Source organism: Kosakonia sp. WA-90 (assembly GCF_039871955.1).
GTDB classification, from domain to species: Bacteria; Pseudomonadota; Gammaproteobacteria; order Enterobacterales; family Enterobacteriaceae; genus Kosakonia; species Kosakonia oryzendophytica.
On record NZ_JBDPLJ010000001.1, the window covers coordinates 571,278 to 585,252 of the forward strand.

The following is a 13,975-nucleotide window of genomic DNA, read 5'->3' on the forward strand; positions in this document are numbered from 1 at the left end:
TTACTATAACGGATCTATTTCGCAGGACTTTAATTTCCTCAGTCATCGCTTTTAGTTATGACATGAAGGCGGTTATTAATTTGCCTGGTGAGCGAATTTTTCCCTTGCGACCCTCCGCATTGCGGATGTTATAGTCCAAAAGCGCCGCTTTTTTGCGCACAACAACACAAAATCCCCACCTATACGATAAGAGAAATTTATATCTATGGATCAGACCCACTCTCTTGAATCATTTCTCACTTATGTTCAACAACGCGATCCACACCAGCCCGAGTTCTCCCAGGCCGTTCGTGAAGTTATGACAACCCTCTGGCCCTTCCTTGACGCAAACCCTCGCTACCGCCAGTTTTCGCTGCTGGAACGGCTGGTGGAGCCGGAGCGAATTATTCAGTTCCGTGTGGCCTGGGTTGATGATCGCAATCAGGTGCAGGTTAACCGCGCCTGGCGGGTACAGTTCAGCTCCGCTATCGGCCCGTACAAAGGCGGGATGCGTTTTCACCCTTCGGTGAACTTATCCATCCTCAAGTTCCTCGGCTTTGAGCAAACGTTCAAAAACGCCCTCACCACCCTGCCGATGGGCGGCGGTAAAGGTGGCAGCGATTTCGATCCTAAAGGCAAAAGTGAGGGTGAAGTGATGCGTTTCTGCCAGGCGCTGATCAGCGAACTCTATCGCCATCTGGGCGCGGATACCGACGTTCCCGCCGGGGATATCGGCGTCGGCGCACGTGAAGTCGGCTTTATGGCCGGGATGATGAAAAAACTCGCCAACAATACCGCCTGCGTTTTTACCGGCAAAGGACTCTCGTTTGGCGGTAGCCTGATCCGTCCGGAAGCCACGGGTTATGGACTGGTGTACTTTACCGAAGCCATGCTCAAGCGCCACGGCCTGGGTTTTGAAGGGCTGCGCGTTGCCGTCTCCGGTTCCGGTAACGTGGCGCAATACGCCATTGAAAAAGCGATGGCGTTTGGCGCACGGGTGATCACTGCCTCCGACTCTGCGGGTACGGTGGTGGATGAAGCGGGCTTTACTGCGGAAAAACTGGCACGGCTGTGTGAAATCAAAGCCAGTCGCGATGGACGCATTGCGGATTACGCCCGTGAATTCGGTCTGCCCTATCTGGCCGGCCAACAACCCTGGTCCGTGCCGGTAGATATCGCCCTGCCATGTGCAACGCAAAATGAGTTGGGTACCGATGCCGCGCGCATGCTTATCGCCAACGGTGTAAAAGCAGTCGCGGAAGGGGCAAACATGCCAACCACCATCGAAGCCACAGAGCTGTTCCTTGATGCGGGCGTGCTGTTTGCGCCGGGCAAAGCCGCCAATGCAGGGGGCGTCGCCACTTCAGGTCTCGAAATGGCGCAAAATGCCGCCCGTCAGGGCTGGAAGGCCGAAAAAGTGGATGCCCGCTTGCACCATATCATGCTTGATATTCACCAGGCCTGCGTGGAGTACGGCGGAGAGGGTAAACAGACTCACTATGTGCGCGGCGCCAACATTGCGGGCTTTGTCAAAGTCGCCGATGCGATGATGGCGCAGGGCGTGATTTAAACCCACCACCGCAGGCCGGATGGCGGAATCAATGCCTTATCCGGTCTGTGGTGTTATGACACCGCCGCGTCTGCCGGAGGCGGCTGTTTCTTCCCCCGGGTTTTAGCAAAGGTTTTCTTTTTCTTCTCTGCAGCTGGCGCTACCAGCCCACGAAACTGACGCACTGGCGTGTTGCGCGCCTGGTGAATCAACTCATGTAATGTGCCGACCAGTGGTTGCATAAAGTCCTGATAGCGGCACTCTTTTTCACTGATTTGCGTCAGCACCGACTCCCAGTGTGCGGTCATGTCCGGACGCGCCGCCATTTCCGGCAAGGAGTGGATCAGCGCCCGACCGGGATCGGTCGAATGAATATAGCGCCCCTTCTTCACCAGAAACCCGCGTTTAAACAACAGCTCAATGATCCCGGCGCGGGTCGCTTCCGTACCCAAACCATCGGTAGCACGCAGGATCTTTTTCAGGTCCTTATCCTGCACAAAACGCGCGATACCGGTCATCGCGGAAAGCAGTGTGGCATCGGTAAAATGGCGCGGCGGCTGAGTCTGGCGCTCCACCACTTCGCCCTTTTCACACAGCAGCTCATCGCCTTTTGCGACCACCGGCAGCGGTGTGCCGTCGTTCTCTTCATCGCGCTCTTTTGCGCCTAACAACGTGCGCCAGCCCGCTTCCGCGAGGAACCGCGCTTTGGCGATAAACTTACCGTTGGCGATATCGAGATCGATCTGGCATTTGCGGAATACCGCATCCGGGCAGAATTGCATCAGATACTGCCGGGCCACCAGGTTGTAGATATTGGCTTCATTGTCGGTGAGATTCACCTTTGAGGCGCGCGCGGTAGGAATAATGGCATGGTGCGCATCAACTTTTTTATCGTCCCAACAACGGTTGCGGGTATCCGGGTTCACCACCGGTTGCGGCAGTAAATCCGGCGCGTGCGCGCCAATGGCGTTCATCACCGCATGTCGCCCGGCATAGTGCTCTTCCGGCAGATAACGGCAGTCCGAACGCGGATAGGTAATAAGCTTATGGGTTTCGTACAGCTTCTGGCAGATATCCAGCACGGTCTGCGCACTGAGCCCGTAACGCTTTGCGGCTTCAATTTGCAGTGCCGAAAGGGAGAACGGCAACGGTGCCAGTTCTGATTCCCGTTTATCGTTATAAGCTGTAACAAAGGCGGGCTGACCGTTGATGCGGTTGACCACATGCTCCGCCAGCGGGCGATGCAACAAGCGCCCCTCTTCATCCTGGTAAGGTTCGCAGGCCTCACTCGGCTGCCAGAGCGCGGTAAAACGCTCTCCGGCGGGCGTAACGATATGCGCTTTGACTTCGAAGAAATCTTTCGCCACGAAGTTTTCAATCTCTTCGTCGCGACGCACCACCAGCCCCAGCACTGGCGTCTGCACGCGCCCCACCGACAGCACGCCCTGATACCCCGCATTACGGCCGAGCAAGGTATAAGCGCGGGTCATATTAATGCCGTACAGCCAGTCCGCACGCGCACGCGCAAGCGCCGAGACGCACAGCGGAATAAATTCGCTGTTCGCCCGCAAACGCTCGATCGCACGTTCCACCGCCTGTGGGTTCAGATCGTTAATCAGGCAACGCTGCACCTGCTGGCGTTTTTCCGGGGCCAGTTGCAGATAATCAATCACTTCATCAACCAGCAATTGCCCTTCACGATCCGGGTCACCTGCGTGCACCACCTGCTCCGCGTCGGCCAGCAGCCGTTTGATAACGTTGATTTGTTTCAACACTGACGGGCGTGGCTGCAACTGCCACTTTTCCGGCACGATCGGTAAATCCGCCAGATTCCAGCGCGCATAGCGACTGTCGTAGGCATCGGGCTGCGCCTGTTCCAGCAGATGACCAATACACCAGGTCACTACCTGTCCATTACCGCACTCAATATAGCCGTCACCTTTGCGATGCGGCTTTGGCAGCACATCAGCGATGGCGCGGGCCAGACTGGGCTTTTCGGCAATAAATAACCGCATCGAATTAACGGATCTCAATCATCGGACGACCACCGCGCGCGCCGACAAGCTCACCAATGGCGCTCAGCTCAATACCATATTCTGCCGCCGTCGCTTTGACCTCGGCTTCGGCATCCGGCAACACGGCGAGCAGCAAACCGCCGGAGGTTTGCGGATCGCACAGCAAATCACGCACATCCGCAGACATCTCCCCCATCAGGTGCCCGTAACTGGCAAAGTTACGCTGGGTGCCGCCTGGCACCGCACCTTGTGCGATATACGCTTCCACGCCCGGCAATTTCGGTACGTCCTGATACCAGACCTGCGCCTGTACGCCCGCGCCCTGGCACATTTCGCTCAGGTGACCCAGCAGGCCAAAACCAGTGACATCAGTCATCGCTTTCACCCCATCAATACCGGCAAAGGCCGCCCCGGCGACGTTCATCCGGCACATTACTTCTGTCGCCAGTCCTTTATGTTCCTCTTTCAGCAGGGATTTTTTCTCGGCGGTGGTCAACACGCCAATACCCAGCGGTTTGGTGAGGAAAAGTTTGCAGCCTGCCTGCGCGGTGCTGTTTTTCTTCACCCGCTCCGTCGGCACCACGCCGGTCACCGCGAGGCCAAAAATCGGTTCCGGTGCATCAATGGAGTGACCGCCCGCCAGCGCAATCCCCGCCTGCTGGCAGGCAAAACGCCCACCGTCGATCACTTCACGGGCGATCTCCGGTGCCAGTTTACTGATTGGCCAGCCAAGAATCGCAATCGCCATGATCGGTTTACCGCCCATGGCGAAGATATCGCTGATGGCGTTCGTCGCTGCAATGCGACCGAAATCGAAGGGGTTATCGACAATAGGCATGAAAAAATCGGTGGTGCTGATAATGCAGGTGCCGTTACCCAGATCGTACACCGCCGCATCATCGCGTGTTTCGTTGCCGACAAGCAGGTTCGGGTCGAGAAACTTCGCCTGTTCGCTGTGCAGAATGGTATCCAGCACTTTGGGGGAAATTTTACAACCGCAACCGGCTCCGTGGCTGTATTGCGTTAAACGAATTGCTTGCTCGCTCATGGACATCTCCTGTCATTGCAATCCCGCTATGGTAGCGCCCAAACGGTAAGCTGATAAGTCTGGCAATCTGAATTCGCGCGCTATTGCTCATTAAGCGAACGAAAGCCACCCTTGTCACATCTGTTTTTCCGTAGCGTCTGCCGCCAGCGTGAATTCATCGGCCATTTTGCGAGCGACGCCAAGTTTATTTTTTACGAATTGTGACAGAAAGATGACAGAGCCTGAAAGGGCGACGGACGTTATCCAACACCAAGGAACCATGGCGAATGAAAAAAAATATTCTCGCATTTTGTCTTGCCAGCCTGCTTTCTACCAGCGCACTGGCGCTGGTGCCTGCGGGCAACGACGCCACCACCAAACCCGATCTTTACTACCTGAAAAACGCCCAGGCTATCGACAGCCTTGCCCTGCTGCCACCGCCGCCGGAAGTGGGCAGCATTGCTTTCCTGAACGATCAGGCCATGTATGAACAGGGCCGTTTGATACGTAACACCGAACGAGGTAAACAGGCTGCCGAAGACGCCAACCTGAGCGCAGGCGGCGTGGCGAACGCCTTCTCTGCCGCGTTTGGCTCGCCAATTACCGAAAAAGAAGCACCGCAGTTGCATAAGCTGCTGACCAACATGATTGAAGATGCTGGCGATCTGGCCACCCGCGGCGCCAAACAGAAGTACATGCGCATTCGCCCGTTTGCCTTCTACGGCGTACCGACCTGCAACACCAAAGAGCAGGATACGCTGGCGAAAAACGGTTCCTATCCTTCCGGTCACACGTCGATCGGCTGGGCAACCGCGCTGGTGCTCGCCGAGATCAATCCGCAAAGGCAGGATCAAATCCTGAAACGTGGTTACGATCTCGGGCAAAGTCGGGTGATTTGTGGCTACCACTGGCAGAGTGATGTGGATGCTGCGCGTATCGTTGGCTCAGCGGTCGTGGCGACGCTGCACACCAACCCGGCCTTCCAGCAGCAGTTGCAGAAAGCGAAAGACGAATTTGCCGCTCAACGCAAATAAGCCTTCAGAATGGCCCGGCGGCGTAACGCTGACCGGGCCAGCAAACCCTGTTTTTGGTTCAGAAATGCGTCACAAATGGCGCGGTATCCGGCACGCTGACCGTGGTTGAGGCTTTTAACTGCGGGGTGCCAAGATAAAGGAAACCAACAATTTTATCCTGTTCGCGACAGCCGAACGCTTCGCGCACCACCAGGCTGTCGGTCAACGGGCCGGTACGCCAGATCCCATTAAATCCCTGCGCCAGCGCAGCCATTTGCATCGCCATCACAGCGCAACCCGCCGAGAGCAGTTGCTCCCACTGCGGGACTTTGTGATGTTCCTGGCATTTTGCCACCACGGCAATAATCAGCGGCGCGCGAAACGGCGAGGTGCGCGCTTTTTCAATGCCCTTTTCATCCTGACCGGCTGCAATCGCCCCTTTCTCCAGCGTCTGGCTGAAGCGCTCGCGCCCTTCGCCCTCAATGACAAAGAAATGCCACGGTTGCAACGTGCCGTGATCCGGCGCACGCATACCTGCGCGCAAAATGTTATCCAGTTGTTCACCCTCCGGGGCCGGTTCCACCAGCCGGGAAGCACTGCGACGGTTGACGAGAAGTTCTAGTGCATCCATTAGTTAAACTCCTGTATTGAAATTTGTTCATAAAATTAACACGCGCGTAGAATTTGTTACAGCGCCGGAGGCGATTCCTGCTGACAAGTTGCAGCAGGGTAATTAGGATAACCACACTTTGCCGCTCAGGGCAGCGGTGGGCGTTAACTACCAGGGAGAATACATGCGAACCCTTTGGCGTTTTATTGCCGGTTTTTTTAAATGGGCCTGGCGATTGCTGAGCTTTATCCGCAATCTGGTGCTGAACCTGTTCTTTATCCTGTTGGTGCTGGTCGGTGTGGGCATCTGGATGCAACTCAGCGCCGGCAAAGCCGAGCACAGCAGCCGTGGGGCCTTGCTGCTGGACATTTCCGGCGTGGTCGTCGATAAACCCAGCACCAGCAGCCGGTTGGGTGCGCTTGGTCGTCAGTTCTTTGGCGCCAGCTCCGATCGCCTGCAAGAGAACTCCTTGTTCGATATCGTCGAAACCATTCGCCAGGCTCAGGCCGATCGCAATATCACCGGTATTGTAATGGACCTGAAGAACTTTGCCGGGGCCGACCAGCCATCCATGCAATATATCGGCAAAGCGCTGCGTGCATTCCGCGACAGCGGTAAACCGGTCTATGCCGTGGCGGATAACTACAGCCAGGGTCAGTATTACCTTGCCAGTTTTGCCAATAAAATCTGGCTCTCACCGCAGGGCGTGGTCGATTTGCACGGTTTCGCCACGAACGGCCTGTATTACAAGTCACTGCTGGATAAGCTCAAAGTCACCACCCATGTGTTCCGCGTCGGCACGTATAAATCCGCCGTTGAACCGTTTATTCGTGACGATATGTCGCCAGCTGCGCGTGACGCAGATAGCCGCTGGATTAACGAGCTGTGGCAAAACTATCTCAATACCGTAGCCGCTAACCGTCAGATCACTGCACAGCAGGTGTTCCCGGGTGCGCAAGCGATGCTGGATGGTCTGCGTAAAGTCGATGGCGACACCGCAAAATATGCGCTGGATAATAAGCTGGTGGACGAGTTGGGTTCCGCCGCCGAGGCGGAAAAAGCGCTGGTGAAACAGTTTGGCTGGAGCAGTGAAGATAAGAACTTCCGTGCCGTCAGCTTCTATGATTACCCGCTGAAGACCCCAAGCGATGTGGGCGATACCGTGGCGGTGATTTTTGCCAATGGTGCCATCATGGATGGCGAAGAAACACCAGGGAACGTGGGCGGTGATACTACCGCTTCGCAAATCCGCGATGCGCGTCTGGATCCGAAGGTGAAAGCTATCGTGCTGCGCGTTAACAGTCCGGGCGGCAGCGTCAGCGCCTCTGAAGTTATCCGTTCAGAACTGGCGGCAGCAAAAGCCTCCGGCAAACCGGTGGTGGTGTCGATGGGCGGGATGGCGGCCTCCGGTGGCTACTGGATTTCGACGCCGGCGAGCTACATTCTGGCAAACCCGAGTACATTGACCGGCTCAATTGGTATCTTCGGCGTGATCAATACGCTGGAAAACAGCCTCGACAGCATTGGCGTGCATACCGATGGCGTGGCGACATCGCCGCTGGCAGATATCAGCATGACCAAAGCGTTGCCGACGGAAGTGCAACAGATGATGCAGATCAGCATCGAAAACGGCTACAAACGCTTTATCACGCTGGTCGCCCAGTCACGTAACAGCACGCCGGAACAGATCGATAAGATTGCTCAGGGTCACGTCTGGACCGGCCAGGACGCCAAAGCCAACGGTCTGGTTGACGGGCTGGGTGATTTCGATGACGCGCTGGCAAAAGCCGCTGAACTGGCAAAACTCAAACAGTGGCATGTGGACTATTACGAAGAAGAGCCGAGCTTCTTTGACCGGGTGATGGACAGCATGTCCGGTTCCGTTCGCGCCATGCTACCGCAGGCATTACAGGCTTATCTGCCTGCGCCGCTGGCCAGCGCCGCGCTGGAAGTAAAAAATGAAACCGATAAGCTGGCGGTGTTCAACGATCCGCAAAATCGTTATGCGCTCTGTCTGAACTGCGCCAATATCCGTTAACATATCCCTACGCATCCCCTCCCTATGGAGGGGATTTTTTTGATGCCGCAAGAACCGATAATTATGCAAAAAAAATCCATTTACGTTGCTTACACTGGCGGGACCATTGGTATGCAACGCTCCGAACACGGCTATGTGCCGGTATCTGGCCACCTGCAACGCCAGCTGGCGCTGATGCCTGAATTCCACCGTCCGGAAATGCCCGACTTTACCATTCACGAATATGATCCGCTGATGGACTCCTCCGATATGACGCCGGAAGACTGGCAACATATCGCTGACGATATCAAAGCGCATTACGACGAGTACGATGGTTTTGTCATTCTGCACGGCACTGACACTATGGCCTACACCGCGTCAGCACTGTCGTTTATGCTGGAAAATCTCGGCAAACCGGTAATTGTGACAGGGTCACAAATACCGCTGGCAGAGCTACGCTCAGACGGCCAAATCAATCTGCTCAACGCGCTGTACGTGGCAGCAAATTTTCCGATCAACGAAGTCTCACTGTTCTTCAATAATCGTCTGTTCCGGGGTAACCGCACTACCAAAGCCCATGCCGACGGTTTTGATGCGTTTGCTTCGCCTAACCTCGCTCCGTTGCTTGAAGCCGGTATCCATATTCGCCGTCTCGGTACGCCACCCGCCCCGCACACCTCTGGTGAACTGGTGGTGCATCCCATTACGCCGCAGCCGATTGGCGTGGTGACCATCTACCCGGGGATTTCCGCCGATGTGGTGCGCAACTTCCTGCGCCAGCCAGTGAAAGCACTAATCCTCCGCTCTTATGGCGTGGGTAACGCGCCACAAAATGGCGAATTCCTCCGCGAACTGCAAGAAGCAAGCGAACGCGGCATCGTGGTGGTGAACCTCACGCAGTGTATGTCCGGCAAGGTGAATATGGGCGGTTACGCCACCGGCAACGCCCTCGCCCATGCGGGCGTGATTGGCGGTGCGGATATGACGGTGGAAGCCACGCTGACTAAACTTCACTATCTGTTAAGCCAGGATTTGGACGCCGACGCGATCCGTACCGCGATGACGCAAAACCTGCGTGGTGAACTGACACCGGACGAGTGAGGAGAGAGCGATGACGCAACGCGCACTGCTGTTGGTGGATATTCAGAATGATTTCTGCGCGGGCGGCGCACTGGCTGTTGCTGAAGGCGACAGCACCGTGGATGTCGCCAACGCCATGATGGCGTGGTGTGGCGCGCGTGGAGACGCCGTGGTCGCCAGCCTCGACTGGCACCCGGCAGATCACGGCAGCTTCGCCAGTCAGCATAGCGTTCCGCCCTTTAGCCAGGGCAAGCTGGATGGGTTAGAGCAAACCTTCTGGCCGGATCACTGCGTGCAGAACAGCGCTGGCGCGGAACTGCATCCGTTGCTCAGGCAACAGGCTATCGATGCAGTGTTTCACAAAGGTGAAAATCCGCTGATTGACAGTTACAGCGCGTTTTTCGATAACGGTCACCGGCAGAAAACCGCGCTGGACGGCTGGTTGCGTCAGCATGGCATCACCGAGCTGATAGTGCTGGGATTAGCTACCGATTACTGCGTCAAATTCACCGTACTCGATGCCCTGCAACTGGGTTACCAGGTCAATGTGATCACGGATGGCTGCCGTGGCGTGAATCTGGATCCGCAGGATAGTCCGCAGGCATTTATGGCAATGGCCGCGGCAGGCGCCACACTCTATACACTGGCGGACTGGCAGGAAACGCAGCGCTGATTGTGCCAGAACACGCGTCAGGCGGAAGTGCGCTTCTGCCTGACTTTTCCTGGCGGGGCACCGCGCGATTATCACTTGAACGTCGCTATCGGTTTTGCCGCAATGCCAAAATCTTCTTTCAGTTGCTGCTTGCTTTTCATCACCATCTGCCCGTTGGTATCGATAGTCATGTGTTGCGCATCGGTGTTATTTCGCGCCTGCCACAACATCACCAGTTGCAAGCTGTTCTCTTTTTGCTCCGGCGTCAGTGCGACGCCATCCGGCCATTTGCCTAACTCTACGGCGGTCACCAGACGTTGGTAGATCTCCGGCGTCATACTGTTAACGATTTGATCAACACTCATCCTGTTTAACTCCAATGGAATAATCGCTGAATCGATTTTTCAACCGCGTGTCTGGTCACCATTTTCCTCGTCGGTGAAGCTCAACGACGCGGAGTTGACGCAATAACGCTCACCGGTAGGTTGTGGCCCGTCCGGAAACACATGACCGAGATGGGCGTCACATTTCCCGCAGCGAATTTCCACGCGCTGCATACCATGAGAATAATCGTTGAGATAGCGGATAGCCTCTTCGCTCACCGGTTCGAAAAAGCTCGGCCAACCGCAGCCGGAATCATATTTGGTCTGAGAATGAAACAGCGCGGCATCGCACACCAGACAGTGATACACGCCGTCGCGTTTGTTATGCAGCAGACGTCCGGTAAACGGCGGTTCAGTGCCGTGGTTTTGCGTCACGTAAAACTGCATTTCCGTCAGATCTTTTTTCAGGTCGTTTTCAGAAGAATTATTCGCCATTTGCTCACATCTCACGCTAAAAAATCGACAACTTTTCAGCCCAATTCTAACAAAACATTAACACTCAGGTGTTAACTTTTGTTCTAAACTTAGCAGTTGCGTTAAAGCAGCCGGGGAATTGTGAGTGGCTTCACATTTTTCTCCTGTCTGACCTTTAAAATTCCGGGCGGCGTCCCCATGTGTGGACATGCTCAAAGGAAGAGTGAGGCGAGTCAGTCGAACAAAGGTTATGCGGAGGATTGATTTGTCGCAATGATTGACACGATTCCGCTTGACGCTGCGTAAGGTTTTTGTAATTTTACAGCCAACCTTTTATTCACTAACAAATAGCTGGTGGAATATATGACTATCAAAGTAGGTATCAACGGTTTTGGCCGTATCGGTCGCATTGTTTTCCGTGCTGCTCAGGAACGTTCTGACATCGAAATCGTTGGTATCAACGATCTGTTGGACGCTGAATACATGGCGTACATGCTGAAATATGACTCCACTCACGGCCGTTTCAACGGTACCGTAGAAGTGAAAGACGGCCACCTGGTTGTTAACGGCAAAACCATCCGTGTTACTGCTGAGAAAGACCCGGCTAACCTGAAATGGAACGAAATCGGTGTTGACGTTGTTGCTGAAGCGACCGGTATCTTCCTGACCGACGAAACTGCACGTAAACACATCACCGCTGGTGCGAAAAAAGTTGTTCTGACTGGCCCGTCCAAAGACAACACCCCGATGTTTGTACGCGGTGCTAACTTCGAAACTTACGCTGGCCAGGACATCGTTTCCAACGCATCCTGCACCACCAACTGCCTGGCTCCGCTGGCAAAAGTTATCAACGACAACTTCGGTATCATCGAAGGTCTGATGACCACTGTTCACGCGACCACTGCAACCCAGAAAACCGTTGATGGCCCGTCTCACAAAGACTGGCGCGGCGGCCGCGGCGCAGCACAGAACATCATCCCGTCCTCTACCGGTGCTGCTAAAGCAGTAGGTAAAGTACTGCCGGAACTGAACGGCAAACTGACTGGTATGGCGTTCCGCGTTCCGACTCCGAACGTATCCGTTGTTGACCTGACCGTTCGTCTGGAAAAAGCAGCGTCCTACGAAGAAATCAAGAAAGCCATCAAAGCCGCGTCTGAAGGCCCGATGAAAGGCGTTCTGGGTTACACCGAAGACGACGTTGTTTCTACCGATTTCAACGGCGAAGTGTGCACTTCCGTGTTCGATGCTAAAGCGGGTATCGCACTGAACGACAACTTCGTGAAACTGGTTTCCTGGTACGACAACGAAACTGGCTACTCCAACAAAGTTCTGGACCTGATCGCTCACATCTCCAAATAAGTTGAGATGAGAACATGATCTGAAAGAGCGACTTCGGTCGCTCTTTTTTTGTTTTGAAGACAGAGGATTGCGTTAATGATTAATAAAATTTTTGCACTTCCGGTAGTCGAACAAATTACCCCTGTTCTTTCCCGTCGCAAAATGGACGACCTGGATGTGATCGTTGTTGACCATCCGCAGGTAAAAGGTTCCTTCGCCCTGCAGGGCGCGCATCTGCTCTCCTGGAAGCCACAAGGTGAAGAAGAAGTGTTGTGGCTGAGCGGCAATACCCCGTTTAAAAACGGCGTCGCACTGCGTGGCGGCGTACCCGTATGCTGGCCATGGTTTGGCCCAGCCAAACAGCAAGGGCTGCCTGCGCACGGTTTTGCGCGTAATCTGCCATGGGTGCTGAAGGCCCATAACGAAGACGCCGCGGGCGTGGTACTGACATTTGAACTGCAAAGCAGCGATGCCTCTCGCAAATTCTGGCCGCACGACTTCACGCTGTATGCCCGTTATAAACTGGGCGCAACCTGCGAAATGGAGCTGGAAGCCCACGGTGAATTTGAAACCACATCGGCCCTGCATACCTATTTCAACGTCGGCGATATCGCAGCGGTGAAAGTCAGCGGGCTGGGCGATCGCTTGATTGATAAAGTGAATGACGCAAAAGAAGATGTGCTGGCCGACGGTGTACAGACGTTCCCGGACCGTACCGATCGCGTCTATCTGAACGCAGAAGCCTGCAGCGTGATTCATGACGATGCGCTGAACCGTAAGATTGAAGTGATCCACAGCCATAATGCCAACGTGGTGGCATGGAACCCTGGCCCGGCGCTGTCCGCCAGCATGGCTGACATGCCAGATGACGGCTACAAGACCTTTGTCTGTGTGGAATCGGTCAATGCGACCGTACCGCAGAAAACCACCGAAGAGAAACCGTCCCGCCTGGCGCAGACTATCCGCGTGGTGAAACGTTAATCACTGTGCTTACCCTCTCCCAGTGGAGAGGGTAAAAAACGCATTACACCACATCCAGCGGCGTTTTACGGTTTGGCGCCGGGAAGGCTTTATCCAGTCGGGACAGCTCATCAGGACTTAACGTAATGCCCAGTGCCGCCGCATTTTCTTCCACGTGCGCAATGCTTGCCGCTTTCGGAATGGCGATCACGCCCTGATGACTGACAACCCACGCCAGCAAAATTTGCGCCGCGCTTGCGCCATGCACATGGGCAATATCCTGCACCACGTGGTTTTCCAGCAGGCCGTCCCGCAGACGTCCCGCCTGCGCCAGGGGGCAATATGCCATTACCGGCATCCCTTGTTGCTGGCACCACGGCAGCAGATCATATTCAATACCACGCGATCCCAGGTGATATAGCACCTGATCGGTGGCGCACGCGTTCCCTCCGGTCACGCGGGAAAGCTCCTGCATATCGCCATAGTCCAGATTGGAGACGCCCCAGCGGCGAATTTTCCCCTGCTGCATCAGCGTTTCCATCACGTCGACGGTTTCCGCCAGTGAATAATTACCGCGCCAGTGCAGCAGATAGAGATCGAGATAATCGGTCTTCAGACGGCGCAAGCTGGCTTCGCACGCAGCAATGGCTTTCTTGCCACCGGCATTCCACGGGTAGACTTTGGAAACCAGAAAGACCTTATCGCGCAGGCCGCCCTGTAATGCGTCGCCAACCACCTCTTCCGCACCGCCGTCGGCATACATCTCCGCCGTATCGATAAGCGTCAGTCCCCGTTCGACGCCCACCCGCAGTGCATCGGCCTCGGACTTACGTAGCCGCGCATTCTCGCCCATATACCAGGTTCCCTGGCCCACGGCGGGGAGAGTAACCTGACCTGTAAACGTGACGTTTTTCTCTGCCATACCATCCTCCTGCGAT

General features: G+C 55.3%; 13 protein-coding genes. 7 read left to right on the plus strand and 6 right to left on the minus strand.

Going from position 1 to position 13,975, the window contains the following annotated elements:
* The first annotated feature begins 205 nt into the window (after positions 1-205).
* The gene (gdhA, locus tag ABGA49_RS02555) at positions 206-1,549 is read left to right on the plus strand and encodes an NADP-specific glutamate dehydrogenase (RefSeq protein WP_088236914.1); all 1,344 of its coding nucleotides are present in this window, start codon (positions 206-208) and stop codon (positions 1,547-1,549) included.
* Between the two features lie 53 nt (positions 1,550-1,602).
* Here the strand turns inward: gdhA and ABGA49_RS02560 are convergent, their stop codons facing one another.
* Both ABGA49_RS02560 and selD read right to left on the minus strand, forming a co-directional pair.
* Positions 1,603-3,543: a DNA topoisomerase III gene (locus tag ABGA49_RS02560; RefSeq protein WP_347665088.1), complete on the minus strand. Its 1,941-nt coding sequence runs from the start codon at positions 3,541-3,543 to the stop codon at positions 1,603-1,605.
* A gap of 4 nt (positions 3,544-3,547) precedes the next feature.
* The gene (gene selD / locus ABGA49_RS02565; protein ID WP_088236915.1) at positions 3,548-4,591 is read right to left on the minus strand and encodes a selenide, water dikinase SelD; all 1,044 of its coding nucleotides are present in this window, start codon (positions 4,589-4,591) and stop codon (positions 3,548-3,550) included.
* Positions 4,592-4,857: 266 nt separating this feature from the next.
* Between selD and phoC the strand changes: the two genes are divergently transcribed.
* Positions 4,858-5,604: an acid phosphatase PhoC gene (gene phoC / locus ABGA49_RS02570; protein WP_061495029.1), complete on the plus strand. Its 747-nt coding sequence runs from the start codon at positions 4,858-4,860 to the stop codon at positions 5,602-5,604.
* 58 nt (positions 5,605-5,662) lie between these two features.
* Here phoC and ABGA49_RS02575 read toward each other — a convergent pair whose 3' ends face one another.
* Positions 5,663-6,214, minus strand: a complete 552-nt coding sequence (locus ABGA49_RS02575; RefSeq protein WP_061495027.1) for an NAD(P)H nitroreductase — start codon at positions 6,212-6,214, stop codon at positions 5,663-5,665.
* Positions 6,215-6,377: 163 nt separating this feature from the next.
* Between ABGA49_RS02575 and sppA the strand changes: the two genes are divergently transcribed.
* From sppA to pncA, 3 genes are all read left to right on the plus strand, one after another.
* Positions 6,378-8,231, plus strand: a complete 1,854-nt coding sequence (gene sppA, locus ABGA49_RS02580; RefSeq protein ID WP_088236917.1) for a signal peptide peptidase SppA — start codon at positions 6,378-6,380, stop codon at positions 8,229-8,231.
* A 63-nt stretch (positions 8,232-8,294) separates the two neighbouring features.
* Entirely contained in the window at positions 8,295-9,311 is a 1,017-nt protein-coding gene (ansA, locus tag ABGA49_RS02585; RefSeq protein ID WP_347665089.1) for an asparaginase, read from the plus strand.
* Between the two features lie 10 nt (positions 9,312-9,321).
* Positions 9,322-9,963 (plus strand): bifunctional nicotinamidase/pyrazinamidase, encoded by a 642-nt coding sequence (pncA, locus tag ABGA49_RS02590; protein ID WP_061495022.1) that lies wholly within the window; start codon positions 9,322-9,324, stop codon positions 9,961-9,963.
* A 71-nt stretch (positions 9,964-10,034) separates the two neighbouring features.
* On the opposite strand, the gene ABGA49_RS02595 is transcribed toward pncA, so the two are convergent.
* Both ABGA49_RS02595 and msrB read right to left on the minus strand, forming a co-directional pair.
* Positions 10,035-10,307, minus strand: a complete 273-nt coding sequence (locus tag ABGA49_RS02595; protein ID WP_134318291.1) for a YeaC family protein — start codon at positions 10,305-10,307, stop codon at positions 10,035-10,037.
* 39 nt (positions 10,308-10,346) lie between these two features.
* A complete protein-coding gene (gene msrB / locus ABGA49_RS02600) occupies positions 10,347-10,760 on the minus strand; it encodes a peptide-methionine (R)-S-oxide reductase MsrB (protein WP_061495018.1) in 414 nt (137 codons plus the stop codon).
* Positions 10,761-11,102: 342 nt separating this feature from the next.
* Here msrB and gapA point away from each other — a divergent pair, with 342 nt between their 5' ends.
* Together gapA and ABGA49_RS02610 are read left to right on the plus strand one after the other, a co-directional pair.
* Entirely contained in the window at positions 11,103-12,098 is a 996-nt protein-coding gene (gene gapA, locus ABGA49_RS02605; protein ID WP_061495017.1) for a glyceraldehyde-3-phosphate dehydrogenase, read from the plus strand.
* 75 nt (positions 12,099-12,173) lie between these two features.
* The gene (locus tag ABGA49_RS02610) at positions 12,174-13,058 is read left to right on the plus strand and encodes a D-hexose-6-phosphate mutarotase (protein ID WP_061495015.1); all 885 of its coding nucleotides are present in this window, start codon (positions 12,174-12,176) and stop codon (positions 13,056-13,058) included.
* 43 nt (positions 13,059-13,101) lie between these two features.
* Here the strand turns inward: ABGA49_RS02610 and ABGA49_RS02615 are convergent, their stop codons facing one another.
* Entirely contained in the window at positions 13,102-13,959 is an 858-nt protein-coding gene (locus ABGA49_RS02615; protein WP_347665090.1) for an aldo/keto reductase, read from the minus strand.
* Positions 13,960-13,975: the final 16 nt, after the last annotated feature.

Coding starts and splice junctions, on each gene's coding strand:
- gdhA (WP_088236914.1), top strand. CDS start 206: ATGGATCAGACCCACTCTCTTGAATCATTTCTCACTTATGTTCAACAA.
- ABGA49_RS02560 (WP_347665088.1), bottom strand. CDS start 3,543: ATGCGGTTATTTATTGCCGAAAAGCCCAGTCTGGCCCGCGCCATCGCT.
- selD (WP_088236915.1), bottom strand. CDS start 4,591: ATGAGCGAGCAAGCAATTCGTTTAACGCAATACAGCCACGGAGCCGGT.
- phoC (WP_061495029.1), top strand. CDS start 4,858: ATGAAAAAAAATATTCTCGCATTTTGTCTTGCCAGCCTGCTTTCTACC.
- ABGA49_RS02575 (WP_061495027.1), bottom strand. CDS start 6,214: ATGGATGCACTAGAACTTCTCGTCAACCGTCGCAGTGCTTCCCGGCTG.
- sppA (WP_088236917.1), top strand. CDS start 6,378: ATGCGAACCCTTTGGCGTTTTATTGCCGGTTTTTTTAAATGGGCCTGG.
- ansA (WP_347665089.1), top strand. CDS start 8,295: ATGCAAAAAAAATCCATTTACGTTGCTTACACTGGCGGGACCATTGGT.
- pncA (WP_061495022.1), top strand. CDS start 9,322: ATGACGCAACGCGCACTGCTGTTGGTGGATATTCAGAATGATTTCTGC.
- ABGA49_RS02595 (WP_134318291.1), bottom strand. CDS start 10,307: ATGAGTGTTGATCAAATCGTTAACAGTATGACGCCGGAGATCTACCAA.
- msrB (WP_061495018.1), bottom strand. CDS start 10,760: ATGGCGAATAATTCTTCTGAAAACGACCTGAAAAAAGATCTGACGGAA.
- gapA (WP_061495017.1), top strand. CDS start 11,103: ATGACTATCAAAGTAGGTATCAACGGTTTTGGCCGTATCGGTCGCATT.
- ABGA49_RS02610 (WP_061495015.1), top strand. CDS start 12,174: ATGATTAATAAAATTTTTGCACTTCCGGTAGTCGAACAAATTACCCCT.
- ABGA49_RS02615 (WP_347665090.1), bottom strand. CDS start 13,959: ATGGCAGAGAAAAACGTCACGTTTACAGGTCAGGTTACTCTCCCCGCC.